This is a genomic window from Burkholderia sp. 8Y (genome assembly GCF_902506145.1).
GTDB lineage: Bacteria > Pseudomonadota > Gammaproteobacteria > Burkholderiales > Burkholderiaceae > Caballeronia.
The window spans coordinates 1,914,458-1,935,781 of the sequence record NZ_LR733519.1; the positions used below are offsets into that span (position 1 = coordinate 1,914,458).

Genomic DNA, 21,324 nt, shown 5'->3' on the forward strand with positions numbered 1-21,324 from the left:
CGATAACGAACAGCAGCGAAGCTATTTTGATTCTCAGGTTCCTATGCTTCAAACCGAACGCTCGGCCGACTTAGAGGAAGCTCTGCGCGCGGCGCTCGGCGGCCACCAGACAGGAATCTGGACCGCGCTCCCGGCGATCATCCAGAGCTTCGACGCCAACGCGCTGACATGCACGGCACAGCCGGCAATTCAGGCGCAAGTGCGCGCGCAGGATGGTAGCACGGCATGGGTGTCGCTTCCGTTGCTCGTCGACGTTCCCGTGTGCTTCCCGCGCGGCGGCAACTGCACGCTGACGTTTCCTATCGCAAAGGACGACGAGGCGCTGATCGTGTTCGCGTCGCGGTGCATCGATGCATGGTGGCAATCCGGCGGCGTTCAGGTGCAGGCTGAACTGCGGATGCATGATCTGTCGGACGGCTTTGCGATTCCGGGCCCATTCTCGCAGGCGACCAAGATCAGCGGCGTGAGCACCAGCACGACGCAGCTTCGCAGCAATGACGGATCGACGTTCGTCGACCTTGATCCTTCGGGGCAGGTCGTCAAGGTCAAGGCGCCAGGCGGCATTACGCTTGATACGCCCGCCGTCACGATCACCGGCGTGATCAACGTCGAGAACGTGAACGGCGCGTCGACGGCAATGGCAATCAGCGGCAACACGAATTTCAGCGGTCAAGTATCTGCTAACGGCAAGCGGATCGACGACACCCACACGCACGGTGGCGTGCAGACCGGCTCAGGCAACACAGCGAAGGTCAACTGATGCGATACCGAGCACTCGACGCAAACGGCGATTACTCTTGGGGCCAAGGCTCGGCGAACTTCCTTGTTGACTCTCCCGAGGCAGTCGCGCAGCTCGTGCTCACACGGCTGAAGCTCTCGACAGGCGAGTGGTTTCTCGACACGACAGAGGGCACGCCGTACGCCACCGAGATCCTCGGCGCGGGCACGGCATCGACGCGCGACCTTGCAATTCAGGAGCGCATCCTTGAAACGGATGGCGTGACGGGCATCGCCGACTACGCCAGCGTGGTGAACCCGACGACGCGCGCGTTCACGGTGGCCGCGACCATCGACACCACGTACGGCCAAACCACCATTACGGCGGAATTCTGATGGCGACTTACCCTCTTGCAACGCTCGGGCCGACGATCACGAGCGCGGGGATTTCCATTCCCTCGTTCAATGACGTCTATCAGAGCTTGATCGCGACGTTCCAGAGCATCTACGGCTCCGACGTAGTCGTCACCGCCGATAGCCAGGACGGCCAGTGGATCGCCTCCATTGCCTCGGCCATCAACGACTGCAACAACGGCGCGATCGCTTGCTACAACGCGTTCTCGCCGGCGACTGCGCAGGGTGCGAATCTGTCCAGCGTGGTCAAGATCAACGGCATCGCGCGCAACGTTTCGTCGGCGTCAACGGTCGACGTGACGGTCGTCGGTCAAGCGGGCACCACGATCACGAGCGGCATTGTCACTGATAGCAATTCGAATCAGTGGGCGCTTCCTTCGTCGGTCTTGATCCCTTCGGCGGGGCAGGTGACGGTGACAGCCACGTGCCAGACGCAAGGCGCAGTCTCGCTCTTGAGCGGCACGGCGTTGAAGATTGCCACGCCGACGCTCGGCTGGCAGACGGCGACGACGGCCGCCGATGCGGCCGCCGGCTCGCCCGTGGAAACTGACGCGGCATTGCGCTCGCGGCAAGCGACGTCGGTCGCTATTCCTTCGCTGACAGTCTTTGCGGGAATCATCGGCGCCGTCGCGCAGGTGTCGGGGGTCACTCGATATGCGGCCTACGAGAACGACACGGGAGCGACAGATGCGAATGGCGTCCCGGCCCACATGATTTCGCTCGTCGTTGAAGGCGGCGACTCGACAGCGATCGCGAATGCCATCGCGGCGAAGAAGACGCCCGGAGGCGGAACGTATGGGACGACGACGGTCACAGTGACGGACGTCTACGGCATTGCTCATCCGATCAGCTTCTTTCGACCAACGACGCAGGCGATCACGGTCGCCGTGTCGCTGAAGGCGCTCGCCGGCTACTCGTCCGTCACAGGCTCGGCTGTGCAGCAGGCCATCTCGGACTATGTGAATTCCGTGGCGATCGGCGGCGGCGCCGCTGGCGCTGTCGAATGGGATTCGTGCATCGCGGCGGCGAAGAGTGTCAGCGGCGGCAACACATTCAAGGTCACGTCGCTCACGTTGACGGGGCCGGGCGGAGTCGGATCGCCAGACGTCCCGCTCGCGTTCAACCAGTCCGCAACGTGTACGCCGGCAAGCGTCACTCTCACGGTTTCCTGATATGGCCGACGCTACAGATTACACCGCACTGGTCACGTCCGAGCATGCCGACAAGCCGAAGTTCATCGCGATGGTTGCCGGCGTCGCGCAGGCGTTCGTCGACATCCAGAATCAACTCGCGGCGACGCCGCCAGCATTCGATCTCGACGCGGCGGTTGGCTCGCAACTCGACGACGTCGGTCTGTGGGTCGGCGTGACACGGAACGTCAACACACCGCTGACGGGCGTCTACTTCTCGCTCGATACGTCGGGACTGGGGTTCGATCAGGGCGTATGGCAAGGGCCGTTTGACCCGACAACCGGCGTCGTCTCGCTCGATGACGACACATACCGTCTTCTTATTCGCGCCAAGATCGGCGCGAACAGTTGGGATGGAACGCTCGGTACATCGGCGTCGATCCTCAACAGCATCTTCAACGGCGGAACGTATGTCTTCATCCAAGACAACGGCGATATGTCGATCACGTACGGCATCGCCGGCAGCGTGCCGAGCGCGATCTTTCTCGCGCTGCTGCGCGGTGGCTACATTCCGCTTAAGCCGGAGGCAGTACATATCAACGGCTATTTCGTGACATCGAATCCCGGCGGCCCGCTGTTCGGATTCGACGTAGAAAACCACCTGATTTCTGGTTTCGACGTCGGCGCATGGGGCGTCGCTGCCTGACCATCACGGAGCATAAATGGCAACGAATGATTTCCTTCCGTTCGCAGTTGGCGGATCGGCGAACGTCTTATCTCAATCGGCATACGCCGCGCTCCCGGCCGTCACCAATGGCTATCAATCAGGGGTGGCGAACTCGGCGCAGATCAACAAAACGTTCCGACAGTCGAGCATCATGGCGGCAGTGTTGGCGCAATTCATCGTGAATCAGACCGGCGCTAATGCGACCGATGATGGAACAACTGCCACGCTTCTTGCGAATCTGACTTCCGCAACGAAGGGTCGGCTGCTGCGCATTTCCGTATATCGATTGGCAAGCGGAGTCCAGCAGGTTTCAGTAAACGGAGGTGCATTCGCAACGACTGGCGCCGGCACTTTCACCGCGATGTCGGCCACTACCAGCCTAGTCGTCGAGATGTGCGGCGGCGGTGGCGGCTCCGCAGGCGTGCCGTCTACGGGGGCGTCTCAGGTCGCTGCATCTGGTGGAGGTGGCGGCGCTGTCTATGGCAAGAGCGTATTTTCATCGGGCTTCAGCGGCTCAATTGCAGTCACCATCGGTGCCGGGGGCGCCGCCGGCGCAGCTGGACTCAACAACGGAGGGGCTGGCGGAACCTCCAGTTTCGGGGCGTTGATGACCTGCGGTGGCGGCAACGGTTCAAACGCAACACCGGCCGGCACCGCGCCAATTATCGTCGGCGCTGGAACAAGTACGACGACGGCGTCGGGGGTGAACATTTATGGCACGCAGGGCGGCCCCGGCGGTCTTGGGTTTATGTTCTCGGCAAGCGCCGGCGTCGGTGGTAACGGAGGGTGCAACGGTGCCGGTTGGCCGGGTCCGGTCGGGGCAACTATTGGGTCGCCCGGCATTTCTGGGGCGGCTTCTTACGGCGTAGGCGGGGCCGGTGGTGCGCAGGGCAACAGCGGCGCTGCACTTGCGGGCGCACCGGGCGGAGCGGGATTCATCGCGGTGTATGAATACGCCTAAGGGGAATCCATGAAGACTTTCGCGAATATTCAGAACGGCGTGATCATTGAGATCATCAAGCCCCGGTTTGACGACACCGGGGCTGAGATCCCTATCGCTGACAGGTATCACCCAGACTTCGTGTCGAAGCTTGTTGACATCACCGACGTGACGCCGCAGCCGGTTTGCGGCGAAGCTCTTCCGACCGCCTCCGCCTGACAAGGAACGACGGTGCGCCCTTCGCCAATCTCTTGCCGAATGACATGAAGGGACGCTCGATGATCACGTAAGTGAAGGTTGACCCGATCGTGAGCAGGGCGCAACAAAGAGCGGCGCTGACCCAATAAACAGCGGGAGACATGAACGCCCAACCCCGCACGATCGGGAGTCCATACATCGCCGTGATTGCGAGCCCTTGAAGAAGATAGACGCTGTAGCTGATGTTCCCGAGCCTCTCGGCTGGTCGAGAAGAAAGCAGGCCGAAGAGGGTATTTCCCGACGAGACAATCGCGAAGAAAACAGCTAAACCGAAGATCTGGAACGAGTGGCCGTATGTACTCGGTGATGATGCAATGGAGAGCGTAAGCGCGGCGATTGCTATCAGACTGGCCGTCCGTGAGGTAGCGCGGAGTCCCCTTATTACGAGCGACGCGGAAAGCATTCCGCCACAGAACAGCGCGGCGAATCCAGGGATGCCAAGCCCTGGGCGAGAGATGCACAGCATGGCGTAGAACGACAACAGCGCAAAGGGAAGGTGAATCGAACGTCGCGCGACGACAAAGAGCATAGGGAGCGCGGCATAAAAAGCCCATTCATAGCCGATCGTCCACGTCACTCCCGCGAGGACCAAGGTTGCATGCTCGTCACCGTTCAGGGGGATCCTCGATCCGGCTATCCCTAGCGATAACCACTGCGCAACGTTGCGGACAAGTTGGCCAAAAGGTACACGAAGCTCCCAATGTGTCCGGTGCGCGACAACGGCGAACATCAAGCAGACGACGACTATGTACATCGGCGCTATGCGAAAGAGACGTCCGATATACAAGCGGACGAAGTCGGTTCGTCCATCTTCCGTGACAAGCCGATGCCAGAATAGGTAACCCGTGACCATGAAGAACAGCGACACACTGGCTTCGCCAAGCTGATTGTAGAAGCCTGACGGCAACCATCCCCAAACCCCGTCGAGATGGTACTTGTACGATGTAACGACGTGGTGAACGGCAACGCTCAGTGTGAGTATGCCGCGCAGACCGCCAATTGATGCGACACGATGAGGAGCGTCCGGCTTCTCCTTCTCATCGACGAACGACCACAGCGGCAGGCTGAACAGAACTAGCACTGCCGCCACCACACCAAAATATGGCCAGATAGCGTAGATATTCACTGATTGTCCGGCGTCTTGATCGGTAAGTTGATCCATGACAATGCTAGGTCGCGCCGGAGATTGTCATCGATGGAAGGCATGTTTGTGGCCGTGGCACTTCCGTCATAAATTACCGCCAGCTTTCCGTCTTTCTCGATCACCGTTGGCAGACCGATCACGGCCTTCGCCCACTTCGAGGATTGACCGTCGATGACGACTGCCTTGTCTGATGCCTTCCACAAATTCAAATCCTTCGTCCAATAGACCCATGCCGCGTCCGAGAACTCTCGGGTCCCGTCGGGTGATAGTCCAACGTGGTTCACGAACATGAACCATTGTCCGCTCGACTGCTGGAAGTACAGGCTTGCGTTTTCGAGTTGCTCGGCCTGCGGGAGCACGGGCTTCGGGTCGACCGTCCAAGGTCCGGCCATCGTCGGCGCTCGTGCAACGCCGATGGTGCGCAGAAGCTTCCCATCAACCCGTTGTGCAGCGGCGAAGAACTGCAGGTATTCGTTCCCGTTCTTCACGATCTGACCAGGGCTGGCCGTGTCGGCGTAATAGGTTCCAGCCTGTGGAGAGAATGGTGCTCCGTCCTTGACCCAGGGACCGGCGAGTGTCGAAGCATGCGCCTTCATCGTCGTGTAGGGCGCGAGAGGAACGATTGACGGCGCGGGCGTCTGAGTGGTCGACGCGGTGTAGTACATCTGATATTGCTTGCCGTCAAACATCGTCACGCCATAGCAGACGCAATCCACATCTAGTTCACCCGGTACGCCGAGGGGAATGATGTTTCCCTTCACCGTCCACGAAAGCAGGTCTTTGCTCGTCGCCTCTACGACGTTCCACGGGCCTGTACCCGACGAGCCATCGTAATGAAGATAGTACGTGCCGTTGTCGGCGAAGACGAATGGGTCGCGCGCACCTTCTTTGTCAGAGCCGTCAGGCGCAGTCCCGTGCGGAAGAATCACGCCGTAATCGGCGATTGGTAGCCGATAGGAGGCGTTCGGACGGCCGTCTTTGTATGCAGTTGGTGAGACCGCATAGATCTGACTTCCGTTCTGCTGCGCTGACGTTTGGCTCGGTTGCGATGCTGCGTTGGACGATCCGCCGCTGCCGCCGCAACCGCTGCACGCGACAACCAAAGTTCCAAGAAATGATGCGGCGATTCCCTTCATGACTCGTCGTCGAATGTTATTTGAGCGCCGGATTGTCTCATGCGGTCGAGCACTCTTCGAATCGATGCCTCGTCCAGTTCCAGTCTGGAAATAGCGAAGAAGAGCATTTGCGCGCTCATGGGTCGAGGATCTTGGCCGCCGGTGTATTTGCGCCACTGCTGGTCTCCGGCCAAGCCGAATAACCCGGCCATTTCCTTGCCGGTCATTCCGAGATTCGCTTTTAGTCGAGCCAGGTCGCTTGGAGACGGAGGCGTGTATTTCATTGGGGCTTCTCTTAGACGCGCTCTCGAGCGCACGAAACGGCAGTTTCATGATCGTCCTTTCGGGGTGACGGGCTGCGCTAAACGCGCTACCCAATGGCATAGAACATAGCCCCTTTGGGGCTGAGTGTCAAGACCATAACCGGCCACCTTCAGGTGGCTTTTATATTTCCGGGGCCAATTTGAATCCATCCGCGCACGCAGAGCGCCGACTAAGTCACGACGAGCGGTTCGCCGTAATCGACCAGCGGTTTGAAGACTTTCAGGCCCAGATTGACCGCCGTTTCGAGGCGGTTCACAAGTCCATCGCCGAAAACACCGAGCTGACGAAGTCGGCTGATGAGCGGTCGCTTCGCATCGAGACGAACACGCAAGCGCTCGTCGACATATTCAATCGGGCAGGGCAGAGCGCGACGTTCTTCGCGCGCACCGCGCGCTTCCTTCGCAGCACGGCCATTTTCTTGGCCCCGTTTCTCACAGTCGCCGGAGTTCTCTGGGCGATTGCTCACGGCAAGTGGCCCGGAGAGTGACATGAACCTGACGTCCAGCATCGTTTCCGCCTCGACGGGCGCGGCGAAGTTGCGCGCAGCGCAGTGGCTGCCCGCCATTCAAGCAGCGTGCGACAAGTACGTTATCAACACGCCTCGGCGGATCGCCGCCTTCCTCGCGCAGATCGGCCATGAGAGCGGCGGGCTCGTCTATACGCGCGAGCTCTGGGGGCCGACGCCAGCGCAGAAGGGCTATGAAGGACGCACCGACCTCGGCAACACGCAGCCCGGCGACGGAGAGCGATTCATGGGCCGCGGCCTCTTACAGATCACCGGGCGTCGCAATTACCAGCTCGCGAGCATCGGGCTCGATCTCGATTTAATCGCGCATCCCGAACTGCTCGAGCAGCCGGCAAACGCCGCAATGTCTGCCGCCTGGTGGTGGGGTAATCACTACCTCAACGGCTATGCGGACGTCGAGCAGTTCGACCGCATCACCAGGATCATCAACGGCGGGACGAACGGCGCGGCCGACAGGCTGGCGCTGTACGCGGACGCGAAGAAGGTGCTCGGCGTCTGATCGCTGGCGAACAGCGTTCCACTGCTTTGAACATCCATCTAACCGCCCTCGGGCGGTTTTTTCGTTTACGGACATGACAAACGTCGCACACGAACACGAACAGCGCGAAACGATCCAGATCGACGTCTTTTATCCAGACCACGCTCCGCGCACGGAGTCCGCGCTGTTCCGCAAGACGAAGCATCACCTGATCGCGGTGCTCGATACGCCGTGCTGGGTGTGCGGCTCAAAGGAGCAGCGCGAAGTGCATCACTTCCATGCGGAGTGGGCGGACGCAGACGGCATCGATTTCGACAAGATGCGAGCGCTGCATCCTGGCTTTGACTGGTCGGCATACGAGGAGCCGAGCGACTTCATCGACTCCGAGTACAACATGCGCGTGCTGTGTGCGAAGCATCACCGCGGCAAAGACCACGGCATCCACATGCTTCCGTATCCGCTCTGGATCATGCAGCGCAACCAGCGCGCCGACTTCATCTTTTCGCCCGACGAGGAGGAAGCATGATCAAGCGCCTCCTGCAGCTCGTTACCGGCGACGACAACGTGACGCTCGAACCGGCCTACGCATGGTCCGCTGTGGCGGTCATTGTAGGCCTCGGTCTGGGAGTCTATAGCGTGGCGACCGGCAAGCCGTTCGACATGCAGTCATACGGCACCGGCGCGGCCGCGCTGTTGGCCGGACTCGGCATCTCCGCGAAGCTCGGCAAGTAACTCTCTCACCCCTCGAAGGAATCCACCATGAAGAACCTCATGCTGCTCGCGGCAGGTCTTGTCGCGCTCGTCGCAATCCTCGCCGGCTGCTCGCAAGCGCAACTGCAGGCGACGCAGACTGCTGCGCAGAAGCTCCAGTCGGATGTCACGCTCGCGTGCAACGTCCTCCAGCCGGCGATTGCGCCGTACGCGATTCTGCTGTCGGGCAACACGGCCGTCGACGCCTTCAATGCTGACGCCGCGCTCGCGTGTAGTGCGAATGTCGTGCTCAACCTGACGTCGGTCGAGAATGTGATCTACTCTTCGGCCGCTGCGGCTCAAGGTGTCGTTTCGAAACTGCCGGGCCTGACCGAAACGCAGGTCGCAATGATCAACTCGTTCATCGGTGCGTTCCAGGGTTCGCTGAATAACGCGGTCGCCATATACAAAGCGAGTCGGCCCGCAGAGACCGCAGCGCCAGCGTCGGCTGCAAGCGGAGCCATCGCATCGTGAGCGGGTTTGTCGCCCCATACGACAAGCTCGACGCCGACCTGATCAAGGACGAGCCGGCGACGTGGCGCCTGAATGAGCCGCTTGTCTACCAGTCCGATGTAGCTGGCCAGACGTTCACTGTTCCCGCTGGCTTCGTCACCGATCTGGCGAGCACGCCGCGCATTCCGGTCGTCTATGAGATCGCCGGGGGCGCGGCCAACATGGCAAGCGTCGTTCACGATTTCCTCTACGCATCTCACCCGGTGACGCGAGGCGTCGCGGATTCCGTTCTCAGGGAGGCGTCGCTTGCCACCGGCGTGGCTAAGTGGCGCGCTCGTCTCATGTTCTATGGCGTCCGCCTATTCGGCGCAAGGCATTGGCAACCCGGCGAACGTGCAGCGGTATAACGGTGAAAGCCCGCCTCGCGCGGGCTTCGACGCCTCTTCGACGGAGGCATGCCGACCATTAAAAAAGCCCGTCGGTAGGACGGGCGGCTTGTGCGTCGATTACTTGCTTGGCGGGACGTTTGCTTGCGCAGTCTGCTGCGGATTGGTAGCTGCCGGCGCTGGTTGGGCCGGATCAGTCTGCGGGGTGCCGTCCGTCTTTTTGGGTGCCTCGATGATTGTCTTCAGTCCCATCGAGACAGTGATCAACGGCGGGTAGTCGTACGCTGCGCCTGATGCCATGTCGACGCCTGCACCGATCACCCCGCCGAACAGAATGTTGCCGAATGCCATGCCCTTCGTGCTTGACTTGACTGCGGCGAGGCCCGGGTCGAGACCGTCCTTCTCGCACTTCACGTTGAGTTCCCCGTACGCGCGGTGCACGGTTACGGTCCCGGGCGTTTTAACGAACCATACACCTTTGTCGTTCTCCAGTTTGCAGGAAGCGCCCGCGACATCGTTGCCCGATTGCAGCGTCTGAATCGATACGACTTGGCTCGTCCCTCCGACGATAGAAGCGCATCCGGAAAGTGCAGCTACAGAAACCAATGCCCCGACAGCAATAATTCTCATAATTTTCCCTCGTCGTTTTTTCTAATTGGCGGCTCATGCCGCTCATGGCGTTTACGGCGGCACGACGGGGAACTTGAGAGCCCTGTCACTCCGTTTTCGCGAGGGTCATAGCGCGACTGACTGCGCAAACAAAAAGCCCGGCACGGGGCCGGGCTAAACAGAGAGATTGACCGGACATACCGGTCATTCAAAGGTTAGGACATAACGCGGGACGCATCGAGTCGTTTCGTGAACTAAAGCGTTTCACTTCTCGTGTTGTGGCGGGCCTGGATTAGCGGCGCGAGACTGAATGAACCCGATCCGTGCTGGCAAGATCGGCGCCGACGAACCCAGCGGGGCAGATCCTCGCGCCGACCTCGCGATCGCCAGCGTCAGTTCAATGGGGCGTGGAGCCTACCGTTCACGAAGCCCAGACCACAACTGGCGCAGATGTAGTTGGGCAATCCGCCCGCAAAATTGAGCAAACGAAAGTGGCATTTATGTTTCATCACGCATTCCCCGATGCCTCGGTCGGAGTGTCGTCATGCCGAGGTCGAACAGAATGCTATCGCAGATCTTCTGCGGCTCAAATCGAAGAGTTTCGTTTTGTCGTACAGCTAGTTGGAATTCTAAGTAGCAAACGTTCAACGATGCCCGAGTGTGACTCCTAGACGACGGGCGCGCATTGTTCCTTATGACGCGGACGATCGGAGTGAGCGCGTCAGAAAAAAGCCCGGTGCGAGACCGGGCAAGATTTGCCGAGAGGGAAAGCGCGCAGATGGGGTGCGCGCCGGAAGATCGCGTGCGCTGGCCGACATTTAATGCGGTTGATGAACCACTCAGTTGCTGACGGCGAAACGGCGACGATTGCCTCACGGTAGGCGGGCTCAGACTACGACGCACCCGTCTCTTAAGCGTTTGAAACCCATGCGCAAGTGACTGATTTTATTAGGACGTGTCAGGCTGTTTCTGCGCCTATTCTGCGGCGCCTCGATTGGCCCGAATCCCTTGCTGGTATTTGCTTTGAGCCAGATGACAGCCGCATACCGCTTCGATTCGCGTCAGCAGACCGTCACCGTGCGAGGCCGCCCGGTGCAACTGAGCGGCACGCAGTTCCGGCTGGCGCAGCTTTTCTTCTCGAATATCGGCCGCGTGCTCTCGCGCGATCACATCTTCGCGATGGTCTGGGGCCGCGAATTCCGCGAGACCACGCGCACCATCGACAGTCACGTGTCGCGTCTGCGTCTCGCGCTCGAAATCGAGCCGGTCAATCACTTCCGCTTGCAGCCCGTGTACAAGAGCGGCTATCGCCTGCTCCATCTTTACGATGACGGCGAGGACGCCGGCGACGATCGCCTGGAAACGGAGCATGCGCGAATCGCCGCTTGAGCTGGCGTTAAACGTTGCTGATTAGGGAATGCCGTCGCGAGACGGCATTTTTGTTTTTGGAACGCTAAAAGTGCAGCTTCGGCTGGCTCCGCGCGACAGCACGCCGACGCGCAGCGACATCCTACTCGCCGACTAGGAATCGTCGTAAGAAACGCGTCCGCGAAAACATAGTGGGGAGAGCGCCAATATTGGCGTCATTCCCGCGCACCTATAATCGGCGCCATTCCGACTTGCGCGCCCGAACGCACGATGAGCACGACCGCACACACTGCCGGCAGCGCCTCGCCCCACGCGTTCGACGCCGCCGCGCTGCCCCTCGCGTCGCCGCTGCGCGACATGCTCGCGCACTTCGCGCTGCTCGCGCCCGTCTTCGATGCCATGCCGGATATCGTGTTCTTCGTGAAGGACCGCGACGCGCGCTACGCGATGGTCAACCGCACGCTCGCACGGCGTTGCGGTCACAAGGACGACAAGACGGCGCTCATCGGCAAGACCGCCGAAGACGTATTCCCGCGCCGTTTCGGGCGCATCTACACGGCGCAAGATCAGGCGATCATCGCGCAGGGCGTGCAGTTGATCGATCAACTGGAACTGCATCTTTACCCGGGGCGCGAGCCCGGCTGGTGCATGACCTGCAAGCAGCCGCTGCACGATGCCGAGGGCAATGTGGTCGGGCTCGCCGGCATTTCTCGCGACTTGCAGGCCGCCGAGAGCACGCACCCGGCCTACAGCCGGCTCGCCGCAGTCGTGCAGCACATTCAGGACAATTACGTGCAACCGCTGAATATGCGCGATCTCGCGCAGATGGCGAACATGTCGATTGCCCAGCTCGAACGGTACTTCCACAAGGTTTTCCATCTGACGCCGCGACAGGTGTTGCTCAAGACACGGCTCGACGCCGCGACCGCGCTGCTCGTCACGCACGACAAAGTCACCGATGTCGCCGCGTTGTGCGGCTACACGGACCACAGCGCGTTCACGCGGCAGTTCAAGGCGACCGTCGGCATCACGCCCACCGAATATCGCGCGCTGCTGCAAGCACCCGCGTCGCGCGTTGAACAATATGCAAACGGCTGACCGTAAAACAGGCGCGGCGCAGGCCCAATTTACAAAGCGATGCGCCAAGGCGCGCGAAGATTTAGGCGAAAAAGGCGCGCGAAGCCGCATCCCGGCTCGGAAACGCACGTCGGTCCGTTTTTTGCTCGATCAGATTTGCTGGGACATGGCGGCCGGCCGGAATTTCGTGCTGGCGGTGCCCAGACACCGCGAGACGTTCAGCACCGGCGCACGCGCGGCGAAAAATACGGTGCGTCCGGAATTCCCGCTGCGATTTTCTGTCAACCAGCACGCACCCGCGAAACGGTCGGCAGAGAAGTGAAGCGGCGAGCCGTGGAGACCGTGCGCGAGAATTCCGTTTGAGGCAGTTCAAAACAACATGATGAACGAAGTGGCAAGACTGGGGCATGCGCGGATCGTACTCATCGAAGACGACCCGGAAAGCAGGGAATCACTGCAAATGTTGCTGGAAGAAGAGGGCGCGCAAGTCGTCGCCGTGGCCGACGCCGAAGACGGCGCGGAAACCGCGACCCGTGTGCTGCCGGATGCGGTGATCTGCGATCTCGACCTTCCTGGAATGGACGGTTTCTATCTCATCCAACGTTTGCGCGACCACGAAATACGCGGGAATTTGCCGCCTTCGGTCGCCATCGCGCTGACGGGACACGGCGGCGAAGAGTATCGATTACGCAGCATCGGCGAGGGCTTTCAGCATTTCATGACCAAGCCCGCGCACCCGGACGAACTCGTGACGCTGATTCAGGACGCGCTCAACGCGCGCGTCGCGGCTTGATGCGAAAAGCGCCGCGCGAGACATGGCGCGGCGCTTCGCTTCGAGGTGTGCTTGGCGGACGCTAGGAACGGTCGCGATTGCGCGCCCGCGTCGCGCCCGTGATGACGGCGATCCCCAGCAAGATGACGGCGACGATGGCGATGGTATGTTGCGCCACATGCATGGCAACGAGCGCCCATGAAACGCCGCCGATCAGAATGAGCCAGCCCACGAGATAAATGATCAGGGTCATCGGGTTCTCCTTTTACTTGTCGGAATAGTCAGGAAATGATGCTGCGCGGCCGCTGCGCCCGCGCGCAGCGTTCTGCCTGCAAGAGCCGTGCCGTCCGCGCACAACACCGCCCTATGCTCACCGTCCATCACCTCAACCATTCCCGCTCTCAGCGCGTGCTGTGGATGCTCGAAGAACTCGGCGTCCCTTATGAGATCGAGCGTTACGCGCGCGATCCGCAGACGATGCTCGCGCCGCCCGCCTTGCGCGCCGTGCATCCGCTCGGCAAGTCGCCCGTCGTCACGGACGGCGAAATGACCATCGCGGAGTCGGGCGCGATCATCGACTATCTCGTGGAACGCTACGGCGAGGGCCGGTTCGCACCGCCGCATGGGGCCTCGGCGGAGCGGGTGCGCTACAACTACTGGATGCACTACGCCGAAGGCTCGGCCATGCCGCCGCTGTTGCTCAAGCTCGTGGCATCGCGGATCGGCAAGGCGAAGATGCCGTTCTTCGCGAAGCCGATCGCGCGGCGCATCGGCGAGACCTTGCAGCGCAGTTTCATCGACCCGCAGCTCAAGCTGCATTTCGGCTTCATCGAAAGCGAGCTCGCAAGGACGCCGTGGTTCGCGGGCGAGACCTTTAGCGCCGCCGATGTCCAGATGAGCTTCCCGCTCGAAGCCGGCAGCTAGCGCGCGGGCGCGAACGACTGGCCGCATATCCGCGCGTTTCTCGCGCGCATTCACGCGCGGCCCGCCTATCGCCGTGCGCTGGAACGCGGCGGCCCTTACGACTTCGCGGCGTAGCGGGCCGACAAGGAAGCGCCGCGCCTTGCGTACAATGAGGCGCACCACGCGCCACGCACCACATTGCGCAGCCGCGCGTTTCGTCGCAACGTCCCTCACGCTCAAAGGCAACGCATGGCCCGAATCGTTCCCGACGACTGGAAGAACCTCGAAGCGACCGGCGCCGCGGCGCGCGAACTCGAAACGCTCGCGCAGCTCGAGAAGCTGCCGGACGACTACACGGTGTATCACGGCGTCCACTGGACGCGCATCAACGAAGGCTTCTCGGTGTTCGGCGAAGCGGATTTCGTCGTGGTTGCGCCGTCGGGGCGCGTGCTGATGATCGAGATGAAGGCCGGTTTCCTGCGCGAAACGGGCGCGGGGCTCGTGAAGGTGTATCTGCAAAAGGAGCGCAACGTCGCCATTCAGCTTGCGCGCGCGCTGGAGAATCTGCATCGGCGATTCACGGCGGCGTTCGGCGCGGGCACGTACCGCATCGAGGAATTGCTCTATTGCCCCGACTACACGGTGAAGGACGCCGCCATCGCGGGCGTGCCGCCGGGCCGTATCGTCGATGCAAGCCGCAAGGCGCAGCTTGCGCGCGTCGTGCTGGAGACCCTTCCGCCCGACGAACCGCGCTTCGAAGCCGCCGCGCGCATCCACCACTTTCTCGCCGATGAACTCTCGCTCACGCCGGATACGAATGCGCTCGTCGGCGCGGCGAACACGCTCGTCACGCGGCTCTCGGGCGGCCTGGCGACGTGGGCGCGCCGCCTCGAATTCGAGCCGTTCCGTCTGCGGGTGATCGCGACGGCGGGCGCGGGCAAGACGCAACTCGCCGTGCGCGTGATGCGCGACGCGCTGGCCGCCGGCAAAAGCGTGCTCTACGTCTGCTTCAACCGGCCGCTCGCGGACCATATCCGCGCCATCGCGCCGAAAGAGGCGAAGATCGCCAATTACCATCAACTGAGCGCGGCGGTTGCGCGCGACGCGGGCAGTCCGCCCGATTTCAGTCAGCCCAACGTTTTCACCACGCTCGAGGAACGCTTCGCCGCCGTGCCGGTGCCGGAGCACTGGAAGACGGATGTGCTGATCGTCGACGAAGGCCAGGATTTTCACGCGGCCTGGGTCGAGGCGCTCGAACGTTTGCTGAACCCGGATGCCGCGTGGTGGTGGCTCGAAGACCCGATGCAGAACCTCTATCTGCGCGAGCCGGTGCCGCTGCCCGGCTGGACCATTCTGCGCGAGACGACCAACTATCGCAGCCCACGCGACTTGCTCGGCTTTATTCGCAAGGTCGTGGGACCGGGCGTGCGGCTCGATGCCGGCAGTCCGTTCGACGGCTCGGACGTCACCGTGTCCACTTACGAGGACGGCCATCCGGACGAAGTCATCGAAGCCACCAAGCGCGCGATCACGCATGCGCTGTCGCTCGGGTTTCGCAAGCAGGACATCGCGGTGCTGTCGTTTCGCGGGCGCGAGGGCTCGGCGCTGACGGCCGTCGATCATCTCGGGCCGCATCGGCTGCGCGCGTTCACCGGACAGTACGATCTCTTCGGCAATCCCGAATACCGCGAGGGCGACGTGCTGCTGGAGTCGATTTATCGCTTCAAGGGGCAATCCGCGCCGTGCGTGATCCTGACCGAAGTCGATTTCGACACGCTCGACGATCAGGCGGCGCGCAAGGTCTTCGTCGGCGCGACGCGTGCGACGATGAAGCTCATCGTGGTCGCCTCCGAGCGCGCCACGCACGCGATGGAAGCGTTGCGCTAGACCGCGCCGCTGACCGCTCATGGCACTCATGCAGAACCGGCGTCCGTGGATTCGCCGCCTGTGGTATGCGGCGATGATCGCGCTCGCGGTCACGCCGCCGCTCGGCGCGGTCGGCTACATGCTGTACTCCGGCTTGCTCGTCCGGCAGCCGCACGGCATGGTCGTGCCGTACGAAGGTCTGTACTGGGACGCCGCGCAGTTCCAGATTGCGTACGAGCGGTTCGAGAGCCAGGTGCTGCTGTTTCGTAGCGGCATCGACGAAGATGTCGGCGCGGTCCGCGATTCCTATGCGCGGCTGCGGGCGCGGCTCGATATCGTCGCGGATGCCACGCGCACGCCCGAAGGCCACGACGCATTGCGCAACCGGCAGCAGGAGATCCTGCGTCAGTTGCGCACGGCGCTGGATTCGATCGATGCCGACGTCGACCGGCTGACCATCCGGCAGAGCCGCGCGCTGCGGGTGATCGGCGTGCTGCGGCAGAACGCGCCCGCCGTCGCGGAACTGGCGACCGGCAGGCGTCTGATGGATGCCGCCGAGCGCGAAAGCATCGTGCGCGACTTCGAGGCGAAGCGCCGCTATCTGCTTTACGGCGGCATTCTGCTCGGCTTGTTGTCGGCGGCGGCGACATCGCTGCTTCTGCTCAATGGTTATCGGCGTACGCGCCTGATCGAGCAGCAACGGGCCGCGCTCGCCGCCGAACATCAGGCGACGCGGGCGGCGCGCGAAGCGGGCGTCGCGAAGGACACGTTTCTCGGCATGATTAGCCACGAACTGCGCACGCCGCTGCACGCGATCGTTTCTTCCATCGAACTGCTCGGCCTCAATTTGCGCGGCGAGGCGGATCGCAAGATCATTCAACGGCTGGAAACCGGCGCGCGGCATCTGGAAGCGCAAATGCGCGACCTGACCGATTACGCGCGTCTCGGCGCCGGCAAGCTCGAACTGCGCATGACCGTGTTCGATCCCGTCGAGCTGCTCGATTCCATCGTCGATGCCAACATGCCGGCGGCTTCTGCGAAGGGCCTGCGACTGCGCGGCACATACAGCGGCGAGCGCGGGCTGCTGGAATCGGACCCGCATCGCGTGCGTCAGATCGTGACGAATCTCGTGACCAACGCGATCAAGTACACGGACGCCGGTTCCATCGACGTGCGCTTCATGCGCGAGGCCGCGCGCCTCGATATCTCCGTGACCGATACGGGCCCCGGCATCCCACGACAACAACTGCCGCTCATCTTTCAGGAATTCACGCAGCTCGATTCGTCCAGCACGCGCCGTTTCGACGGCGCCGGCATGGGGCTCGCGGTCGTGCGCGGGCTGGTGAATCTGCTGGGCGGAAGCATCGACGTGTCGAGCGAAGTCGGCCAGGGCGCGGCGTTTCGCGTGAGCTTGCCGGCGGTGTCGGCCGAGCGGATGCCCGAGCGCCGCGAGCATGACGCCGATGCGCCCGGCTTGCGCAAGTCGCGCGTGCTCGTGATAGACGATCACGAGGCGATCCGCGATTCGCTGATCGAAATGTTGACGCTGCTGGGTTATTGGGCCGTGGCAATGTCCGACGTGGATAGCGCGCTCGCGTGGCTGCGCGCGAACGACGCCGATGTGATCCTGCTCGACCTTCACATGCCTGGCAAGGACGGCTACTCGTTCGCGAACGAATATCGCTCGCGGATCGCGCCGGGCGCGAGCGTGCCGATCATCGCGGTGAGCGCGTATGCGCCCGAGCTCGTCGATCCGAGCGCCACGGTCCTGTTCTTCGATTACCTGCTGAAGCCGGTGCGCTTCGAGGTGCTGAAGGCGGCCGTGCATCGCGCGACGACGGCGCGGCGGCGCGCGGCGTGAGTGTCAGGTTCGCAACAGCCGCTTCGACAGATCCGCGACGAGAATGCCGAGCCGCGCCGGCTTTTCGAAACACGTGACGTTGCAGTCGCGAATGATCTGGCTGATTTCCGATTCGCTCGCCTTGCCGGTGGTGAGTTCGCCGGTGAGCACGAAGATCGGCGCGTCCGGGTTATCGGACTCGCGCACCGCCTGGATCGCGCCTGCCGACGTGTGCACGCCGAACAGCCAGTCGATCACCACGGCGTCGAAAACTTGCGACTGCAGCGCCTCCAGAAAGGTGTCGAGGCTGTAGAAGGCCATCGCGGCGAAGCCGGTCATTTCCAGATAGTCGTGCAGATTGTCGGCGGACGCGTGATCGTCATCGACGACCGCGATCACCGGCTTCTCCGTATCGGCGCGACGCGGCTGGATTTCGATCTTGTGGACGTCGCACGCTTGCTGCAAAAGCACGCCCTCGTGCCGCATGACGATCCAGCGGCTATTCACCTTCTGCGCGATGAAATCGGGCCGGCTGCCCGCGTCCAGTGCATCGCCGATCCAAGCGGTGCACGGAATCTCGACCGATCCGAGCTTCAGGACGGCGTCGTGCGCGGTGCCTTCGGTTTCGTCGGGGCGCGTATCGATGCTGTCGAAAAGCTTAAGCGCCGGTTCGTCGAAGGCGTCGGCGACACGGCGAATCTGCGCGAGCGTCCACGGACTGTTGCCGCGCAGCTTGCGATGCCCCTGCGAAAAGCTCAGATCGAGGATGCGGCACAGCTCGGCCGTCTGCTGACGCTTGCCGATGCCGTGACGGCTCATCAGCTCACGAACGCGTTCGGCGACGGCGAGGGATTCCAGGGAAGAGGTTTCAGAGACCATGCTGCCGGACGGAGGCGGGAAATAGCTGCGAATGCGCAGCGAACCGCCCATTGTAAACGGCGGCGGTGGGCGTGCTCAAAATCGTAATGATGCTTCCGGCGTTCTGCATAGGAATGAGGAGTCGGCCGCCGATCAATCTTTACAATGGAAAAAAGCGTTGACGCAGCGATCGGCCGAAGTCAAAATGTTTCCATCGTAAAGATTTGCGACGACAGCAATTCAACCGAAATCAACCGCATCAACGGAGAACGATCATGTCCTTGCAGGCAATCTTGGCCGGTACGCCGGTATGGGTTTGGGTGTTGTTGGCAGTGCTCGTGTCGCGCGGTATCAAGGCGATGAAAGGCGGCACCGCGCCGCTCTCGAAACTGGCGGTCGTACCGGCGATATTCGCCGCGTGGGGCTTGCTGCATATCGTCAGCGGGCCGTCCACCGGCTGGCAAGCTGCGGCGATGTGGCTCGTCGGGGCCTGTTCGGCATGGGAACCGGCGCCGTGCTGGCGAAGAACAGCGCCATCACGGTGGATCGCGTGCAGCGGACCGTCACCGTGCCCGGCTCCGTCGTGCCGATGCTGCTGATCCTCGCGACGTTCGCGTCAAAGTTCTTCATCGGCTTCGAACTGGCGGCGAGCGCGGGCGTCGACTCGACGCTGATCGCGCTGAATGCGCTGATTTCGGGCGTGATCGCGGGAATTTTCGCGGGCCGTTTCCTGTTTTACTGGCTGGCGCTGCGGCCGGCAGCGGCTGTCTTCGAGCGCGTGTGATTGTTCGAAAAAAAACGTGAAGCCGATGACACGGCTTCACGGCTTCGGCGTCTGCACTCGCTTGCTTACTGCGGCTGAATGTTGGCGGCTTGCAGGCCCTTCGGACCCTGACGCACGTCGAACAGCACCTTTTGATTTTCTTGCAGCGACTTGTAACCGTCCGCCCGGATTTCCGAAAAATGCGCGAACAGGTCAGGGGTGCCGTCGTCCGGCTTGATGAACCCGAAGCCCTTCGAGTCGTTGAACCATTTCACAGTGCCAGTTGCCATTGTTTCCTCTTCTTCTGCAGCGTTGCGCGAGGCCATGCCCCGCGTGGATGAATGATCGTCGGTTGATGCGTCAGTCGAAGCGTGGCTCGTCACGCCAGCGCGGCTTCGGCCGGAATTTCGTCGAGCAGCGTCGAAAGTTGGCCTTCCGCGTCGCGGCCGCTGAATTCGCGCAGCGTCGCGAGCAGCGTGCGCCACGGGGCAGGCCAGCGCGTTTCCCGCACGCAGCGGCCGGTGGCGTCGGTGATGCGAAGCAGCGTGGTATCGGGATAGTAGGTCAGCGTGACGGGCATGCCGTCGAGGACGCAAGTAGCGGTGCAAGGTTTCGGTGTGAACATGCTGTTTTTGTTGGATAAGTAGTCGTCGCTGCGCGCGGCGCGCGCCTGGTCGTTCGACGGTGCGTGGCATAAAGCAACGGCCGTGCCTGCCCGACTCGATGGTGACGGCAGCGATCTCGCCAATAGTCATAGTTCGAAAAAGCGTTTCGCGATTTTGGATGTCGAATGCTTCAGTTTCATGTTACTTACGCAAAGTTATCCATTTACACTGCGTCGCACGTTGAATGGAGAACCTTCATCATGTTTGTCGCTACTTTGTTGCTCTGTCCTGTCGGCGTTGCCGCGCTTTTCGCATTTGCTCTTTATGCCGACAAGATATTTCGGCGCGGCGACCTGCAAAAGGCGCCTGCCGTCGCGCATACGGACGCGCCGGGTCGGCCCGATTTCGATCGGCGCTGAAGCCGCGTGCCGGTCGATCCGGTTTCGTTATCGAACGATTGCCCTTTCGAATTGTTGCGTTATTGGCACCCGACTATAGTGCTACACACAACACGACAGGAGACAACGCATGAACCGGATCGATCTGGCGGAACGTACTGTGATCATCACCGGCGGCGCGCGCGGTATCGGGCTCGCGGTCGCAGAGCGGGCGCTTCTTTCGGGTGCGAACGTCGCGCTGTGGGATGTCGACGCCGAGCGGCTTCAGCGCACGCGCGCCGAACTGGCGTCAAAGCACGAGGACCGCACCGTCAGCGAGTCCGTGGTCGAACTGACCGATGAAGCGTCGGTCGATGCCGCCGTCCAGTCGACGCTCGCGGCGCACGGCAAGATCGATGTCCTCGTGAACAACGCGGGCATCACCGGAGGCAACGGTTCGACGTGGGAGCTTGCGCCGGACGTGTGGCGCCGCGTGATCGACGTCAATCTGATCGGGCCTTACCTCACCTGCCGCGCCGTCGTGCCGCACATGCTCAAGAACGGCTATGGGCGAATCGTCAATATCGCGTCGATCGCGGGCAAGGAAGGCAACCCGAACGCCTCGCATTACAGCGCGTCGAAGGCCGGACTGATCGGCCTCACGAAGTCGCTTGGCAAGGAACTCGCGGGGAAGAACATTCTCGTCAACGCGGTCACGCCCGCCGCCGCGAAAACCGAAATCTTCGATTCGATGTCGCAGCAGCACATCGACTACATGCTCTCCAAAATTCCGATGAACCGCTTCCTCATGCCGGAGGAAGCGGCGTCGCTCATTCTGTGGCTCTCATCGGAGGACTGCGCGTTCAGCACGGGCGCGGTGTTCGACCTGTCGGGCGGACGCGCGACGTACTGATCCGCGCGCCT

General features: G+C 62.0%; 28 protein-coding genes and 2 pseudogenes. 20 read left to right on the forward strand and 10 right to left on the reverse strand.

Annotated features, from left to right (window positions below):
• The first annotated feature begins 43 nt into the window (after window positions 1-43).
• From GV035_RS08500 to GV035_RS08520, 5 genes are read left to right on the forward strand one after another with little or no spacing between them, the layout of a single operon-like run.
• Complete coding sequence (locus GV035_RS08500; protein ID WP_159834505.1) at window positions 44-760, forward strand: Gp138 family membrane-puncturing spike protein; 717 nt, start codon at window positions 44-46, stop codon at window positions 758-760.
• A complete protein-coding gene (locus GV035_RS08505) occupies window positions 760-1,113 on the forward strand; it encodes a hypothetical protein (RefSeq protein ID WP_159834506.1) in 354 nt (117 codons plus the stop codon). The genes GV035_RS08500 and GV035_RS08505 overlap by 1 nt, the downstream gene beginning before the upstream one ends.
• The gene (locus GV035_RS08510; protein WP_159834507.1) at window positions 1,113-2,303 is read left to right on the forward strand and encodes a baseplate J/gp47 family protein; all 1,191 of its coding nucleotides are present in this window, start codon (window positions 1,113-1,115) and stop codon (window positions 2,301-2,303) included. Before GV035_RS08505 ends, GV035_RS08510 begins: the two co-directional genes overlap by 1 nt.
• Window position 2,304: 1 nt before the next feature.
• Entirely contained in the window at window positions 2,305-2,967 is a 663-nt protein-coding gene (locus GV035_RS08515) for a DUF2612 domain-containing protein (protein WP_159834508.1), read from the forward strand.
• Between the two features lie 16 nt (window positions 2,968-2,983).
• Window positions 2,984-3,949: a hypothetical protein gene (locus tag GV035_RS08520; protein WP_159834509.1), complete on the forward strand. Its 966-nt coding sequence runs from the start codon at window positions 2,984-2,986 to the stop codon at window positions 3,947-3,949.
• A 139-nt stretch (window positions 3,950-4,088) separates the two neighbouring features.
• Here GV035_RS08520 and GV035_RS08525 read toward each other — a convergent pair whose 3' ends face one another.
• The 4 genes from GV035_RS08525 to GV035_RS08540 form a co-directional block, all read right to left on the reverse strand.
• A complete protein-coding gene (locus GV035_RS08525) occupies window positions 4,089-5,348 on the reverse strand; it encodes an acyltransferase family protein (RefSeq protein ID WP_159834510.1) in 1,260 nt (419 codons plus the stop codon).
• Window positions 5,309-6,466 (reverse strand): hypothetical protein, encoded by a 1,158-nt coding sequence (locus GV035_RS08530; protein ID WP_159834511.1) that lies wholly within the window; start codon window positions 6,464-6,466, stop codon window positions 5,309-5,311. The genes GV035_RS08525 and GV035_RS08530 overlap by 40 nt, the downstream gene beginning before the upstream one ends.
• Entirely contained in the window at window positions 6,463-6,729 is a 267-nt protein-coding gene (locus GV035_RS08535; protein WP_159834512.1) for an XRE family transcriptional regulator, read from the reverse strand. Before GV035_RS08535 ends, GV035_RS08530 begins: the two co-directional genes overlap by 4 nt.
• Before the next feature lie 209 nt (window positions 6,730-6,938).
• On the reverse strand, window positions 6,939-7,277 hold the full coding sequence (locus GV035_RS08540; protein ID WP_159834513.1) for a hypothetical protein: 339 nt from the start codon (window positions 7,275-7,277) through the stop codon (window positions 6,939-6,941).
• On the opposite strand from GV035_RS08540, the gene GV035_RS08545 reads away from it, so the two are divergent.
• The 5 genes from GV035_RS08545 (at window position 7,258) to GV035_RS08565 (ending at window position 9,383) form a co-directional block, all read left to right on the forward strand.
• Window positions 7,258-7,794 (forward strand): glycoside hydrolase family 19 protein, encoded by a 537-nt coding sequence (locus tag GV035_RS08545; protein ID WP_159834514.1) that lies wholly within the window; start codon window positions 7,258-7,260, stop codon window positions 7,792-7,794. The two genes, GV035_RS08540 and GV035_RS08545, sit on opposite strands and share 20 nt — an antisense overlap.
• A gap of 73 nt (window positions 7,795-7,867) precedes the next feature.
• Entirely contained in the window at window positions 7,868-8,299 is a 432-nt protein-coding gene (locus GV035_RS08550) for a hypothetical protein (protein WP_159834515.1), read from the forward strand.
• Complete coding sequence (locus tag GV035_RS08555) at window positions 8,296-8,505, forward strand: hypothetical protein (protein WP_159834516.1); 210 nt, start codon at window positions 8,296-8,298, stop codon at window positions 8,503-8,505. Before GV035_RS08550 ends, GV035_RS08555 begins: the two co-directional genes overlap by 4 nt.
• A gap of 27 nt (window positions 8,506-8,532) precedes the next feature.
• The gene (locus GV035_RS08560) at window positions 8,533-8,997 is read left to right on the forward strand and encodes a hypothetical protein (RefSeq protein ID WP_159834517.1); all 465 of its coding nucleotides are present in this window, start codon (window positions 8,533-8,535) and stop codon (window positions 8,995-8,997) included.
• On the forward strand, window positions 8,994-9,383 hold the full coding sequence (locus GV035_RS08565; protein ID WP_159834518.1) for a DUF1353 domain-containing protein: 390 nt from the start codon (window positions 8,994-8,996) through the stop codon (window positions 9,381-9,383). Before GV035_RS08560 ends, GV035_RS08565 begins: the two co-directional genes overlap by 4 nt.
• Before the next feature lie 99 nt (window positions 9,384-9,482).
• Here GV035_RS08565 and GV035_RS08570 read toward each other — a convergent pair whose 3' ends face one another.
• The gene (locus GV035_RS08570; RefSeq protein ID WP_159834519.1) at window positions 9,483-9,992 is read right to left on the reverse strand and encodes a hypothetical protein; all 510 of its coding nucleotides are present in this window, start codon (window positions 9,990-9,992) and stop codon (window positions 9,483-9,485) included.
• Window positions 9,993-11,015: 1,023 nt separating this feature from the next.
• On the opposite strand from GV035_RS08570, the pseudogene GV035_RS08575 reads away from it, so the two are divergent.
• From GV035_RS08575 to GV035_RS08590, 4 genes and pseudogenes are all read left to right on the forward strand, one after another.
• Window positions 11,016-11,360 (forward strand): annotated as a pseudogene (locus GV035_RS08575) (winged helix-turn-helix domain-containing protein); the annotation flags it as partial.
• Between the two features lie 336 nt (window positions 11,361-11,696).
• Window positions 11,697-12,437: an AraC family transcriptional regulator gene (locus GV035_RS08580; RefSeq protein WP_159835037.1), complete on the forward strand. Its 741-nt coding sequence runs from the start codon at window positions 11,697-11,699 to the stop codon at window positions 12,435-12,437.
• On the forward strand, window positions 12,415-12,738 hold the full coding sequence (locus GV035_RS08585) for a hypothetical protein (RefSeq protein WP_159834520.1): 324 nt from the start codon (window positions 12,415-12,417) through the stop codon (window positions 12,736-12,738). Before GV035_RS08580 ends, GV035_RS08585 begins: the two co-directional genes overlap by 23 nt.
• A gap of 57 nt (window positions 12,739-12,795) precedes the next feature.
• On the forward strand, window positions 12,796-13,209 hold the full coding sequence (locus GV035_RS08590; RefSeq protein ID WP_159834521.1) for a response regulator: 414 nt from the start codon (window positions 12,796-12,798) through the stop codon (window positions 13,207-13,209).
• Window positions 13,210-13,270: 61 nt separating this feature from the next.
• On the opposite strand, the gene GV035_RS29075 is transcribed toward GV035_RS08590, so the two are convergent.
• Window positions 13,271-13,441 carry a hypothetical protein gene (locus tag GV035_RS29075; protein WP_175941955.1) on the reverse strand — a complete coding sequence of 57 codons (171 nt, stop codon included), beginning with the start codon at window positions 13,439-13,441 and terminating at the stop codon, window positions 13,271-13,273.
• 113 nt (window positions 13,442-13,554) lie between these two features.
• Here GV035_RS29075 and GV035_RS08595 point away from each other — a divergent pair.
• From GV035_RS08595 to GV035_RS08605, 3 genes and pseudogenes are all read left to right on the forward strand, one after another.
• A pseudogene (locus GV035_RS08595) lies at window positions 13,555-14,226 on the forward strand (glutathione S-transferase family protein).
• A 114-nt stretch (window positions 14,227-14,340) separates the two neighbouring features.
• Window positions 14,341-15,978: an ATP-binding domain-containing protein gene (locus tag GV035_RS08600; protein WP_159834522.1), complete on the forward strand. Its 1,638-nt coding sequence runs from the start codon at window positions 14,341-14,343 to the stop codon at window positions 15,976-15,978.
• A 19-nt stretch (window positions 15,979-15,997) separates the two neighbouring features.
• Window positions 15,998-17,818: an ATP-binding response regulator gene (locus tag GV035_RS08605; protein WP_236572491.1), complete on the forward strand. Its 1,821-nt coding sequence runs from the start codon at window positions 15,998-16,000 to the stop codon at window positions 17,816-17,818.
• A 3-nt stretch (window positions 17,819-17,821) separates the two neighbouring features.
• Here GV035_RS08605 and GV035_RS08610 read toward each other — a convergent pair whose 3' ends face one another.
• Together GV035_RS08610 and GV035_RS29410 are read right to left on the reverse strand one after the other, a co-directional pair.
• Entirely contained in the window at window positions 17,822-18,676 is an 855-nt protein-coding gene (locus GV035_RS08610) for a helix-turn-helix domain-containing protein (RefSeq protein WP_159834523.1), read from the reverse strand.
• Window positions 18,677-18,914: 238 nt separating this feature from the next.
• Complete coding sequence (locus GV035_RS29410; RefSeq protein WP_236572492.1) at window positions 18,915-19,109, reverse strand: hypothetical protein; 195 nt, start codon at window positions 19,107-19,109, stop codon at window positions 18,915-18,917.
• A 45-nt stretch (window positions 19,110-19,154) separates the two neighbouring features.
• On the opposite strand from GV035_RS29410, the gene GV035_RS29415 reads away from it, so the two are divergent.
• Window positions 19,155-19,439 carry a DUF6622 family protein gene (locus GV035_RS29415; RefSeq protein ID WP_236572493.1) on the forward strand — a complete coding sequence of 95 codons (285 nt, stop codon included), beginning with the start codon at window positions 19,155-19,157 and terminating at the stop codon, window positions 19,437-19,439.
• 65 nt (window positions 19,440-19,504) lie between these two features.
• Here GV035_RS29415 and GV035_RS08620 read toward each other — a convergent pair whose 3' ends face one another.
• The gene (locus GV035_RS08620; RefSeq protein WP_159834524.1) at window positions 19,505-19,708 is read right to left on the reverse strand and encodes a cold-shock protein; all 204 of its coding nucleotides are present in this window, start codon (window positions 19,706-19,708) and stop codon (window positions 19,505-19,507) included.
• 89 nt (window positions 19,709-19,797) lie between these two features.
• Entirely contained in the window at window positions 19,798-20,043 is a 246-nt protein-coding gene (locus GV035_RS08625; RefSeq protein WP_236572494.1) for a hypothetical protein, read from the reverse strand.
• Between the two features lie 165 nt (window positions 20,044-20,208).
• Here GV035_RS08625 and GV035_RS08630 point away from each other — a divergent pair, with 165 nt between their 5' ends.
• Entirely contained in the window at window positions 20,209-20,442 is a 234-nt protein-coding gene (locus GV035_RS08630) for a hypothetical protein (RefSeq protein WP_159834525.1), read from the forward strand.
• A gap of 109 nt (window positions 20,443-20,551) precedes the next feature.
• Window positions 20,552-21,313: an SDR family NAD(P)-dependent oxidoreductase gene (locus GV035_RS08635; RefSeq protein WP_159834526.1), complete on the forward strand. Its 762-nt coding sequence runs from the start codon at window positions 20,552-20,554 to the stop codon at window positions 21,311-21,313.
• Window positions 21,314-21,324: the final 11 nt, after the last annotated feature.

What these genes read in the sequence shown, in the direction of transcription:
- GV035_RS08500 (WP_159834505.1), top strand. Translation starts at nt 44, where the DNA reads ATGCTTCAAACCGAACGCTCGGCCGACTTAGAGGAAGCTCTGCGCGCG.
- GV035_RS08505 (WP_159834506.1), top strand. Translation starts at nt 760, where the DNA reads ATGCGATACCGAGCACTCGACGCAAACGGCGATTACTCTTGGGGCCAA.
- GV035_RS08510 (WP_159834507.1), top strand. Translation starts at nt 1,113, where the DNA reads ATGGCGACTTACCCTCTTGCAACGCTCGGGCCGACGATCACGAGCGCG.
- GV035_RS08515 (WP_159834508.1), top strand. Translation starts at nt 2,305, where the DNA reads ATGGCCGACGCTACAGATTACACCGCACTGGTCACGTCCGAGCATGCC.
- GV035_RS08520 (WP_159834509.1), top strand. Translation starts at nt 2,984, where the DNA reads ATGGCAACGAATGATTTCCTTCCGTTCGCAGTTGGCGGATCGGCGAAC.
- GV035_RS08525 (WP_159834510.1), bottom strand. Translation starts at nt 5,348, where the DNA reads ATGGATCAACTTACCGATCAAGACGCCGGACAATCAGTGAATATCTAC.
- GV035_RS08530 (WP_159834511.1), bottom strand. Translation starts at nt 6,466, where the DNA reads ATGAAGGGAATCGCCGCATCATTTCTTGGAACTTTGGTTGTCGCGTGC.
- GV035_RS08535 (WP_159834512.1), bottom strand. Translation starts at nt 6,729, where the DNA reads ATGAAATACACGCCTCCGTCTCCAAGCGACCTGGCTCGACTAAAAGCG.
- GV035_RS08545 (WP_159834514.1), top strand. Translation starts at nt 7,258, where the DNA reads ATGAACCTGACGTCCAGCATCGTTTCCGCCTCGACGGGCGCGGCGAAG.
- GV035_RS08540 (WP_159834513.1), bottom strand. Translation starts at nt 7,277, where the DNA reads ATGCTGGACGTCAGGTTCATGTCACTCTCCGGGCCACTTGCCGTGAGC.
- GV035_RS08550 (WP_159834515.1), top strand. Translation starts at nt 7,868, where the DNA reads ATGACAAACGTCGCACACGAACACGAACAGCGCGAAACGATCCAGATC.
- GV035_RS08555 (WP_159834516.1), top strand. Translation starts at nt 8,296, where the DNA reads ATGATCAAGCGCCTCCTGCAGCTCGTTACCGGCGACGACAACGTGACG.
- GV035_RS08560 (WP_159834517.1), top strand. Translation starts at nt 8,533, where the DNA reads ATGAAGAACCTCATGCTGCTCGCGGCAGGTCTTGTCGCGCTCGTCGCA.
- GV035_RS08570 (WP_159834519.1), bottom strand. Translation starts at nt 9,992, where the DNA reads ATGAGAATTATTGCTGTCGGGGCATTGGTTTCTGTAGCTGCACTTTCC.
- GV035_RS08580 (WP_159835037.1), top strand. Translation starts at nt 11,697, where the DNA reads ATGCTCGCGCACTTCGCGCTGCTCGCGCCCGTCTTCGATGCCATGCCG.
- GV035_RS08590 (WP_159834521.1), top strand. Translation starts at nt 12,796, where the DNA reads ATGATGAACGAAGTGGCAAGACTGGGGCATGCGCGGATCGTACTCATC.
- GV035_RS29075 (WP_175941955.1), bottom strand. Translation starts at nt 13,441, where the DNA reads ATGACCCTGATCATTTATCTCGTGGGCTGGCTCATTCTGATCGGCGGC.
- GV035_RS08600 (WP_159834522.1), top strand. Translation starts at nt 14,341, where the DNA reads ATGGCCCGAATCGTTCCCGACGACTGGAAGAACCTCGAAGCGACCGGC.
- GV035_RS08605 (WP_236572491.1), top strand. Translation starts at nt 15,998, where the DNA reads ATGGCACTCATGCAGAACCGGCGTCCGTGGATTCGCCGCCTGTGGTAT.
- GV035_RS08610 (WP_159834523.1), bottom strand. Translation starts at nt 18,676, where the DNA reads ATGGTCTCTGAAACCTCTTCCCTGGAATCCCTCGCCGTCGCCGAACGC.
- GV035_RS29415 (WP_236572493.1), top strand. Translation starts at nt 19,155, where the DNA reads ATGGGAACCGGCGCCGTGCTGGCGAAGAACAGCGCCATCACGGTGGAT.
- GV035_RS08620 (WP_159834524.1), bottom strand. Translation starts at nt 19,708, where the DNA reads ATGGCAACTGGCACTGTGAAATGGTTCAACGACTCGAAGGGCTTCGGG.
- GV035_RS08625 (WP_236572494.1), bottom strand. Translation starts at nt 20,043, where the DNA reads ATGTTCACACCGAAACCTTGCACCGCTACTTGCGTCCTCGACGGCATG.
- GV035_RS08630 (WP_159834525.1), top strand. Translation starts at nt 20,209, where the DNA reads ATGCTTCAGTTTCATGTTACTTACGCAAAGTTATCCATTTACACTGCG.
- GV035_RS08635 (WP_159834526.1), top strand. Translation starts at nt 20,552, where the DNA reads ATGAACCGGATCGATCTGGCGGAACGTACTGTGATCATCACCGGCGGC.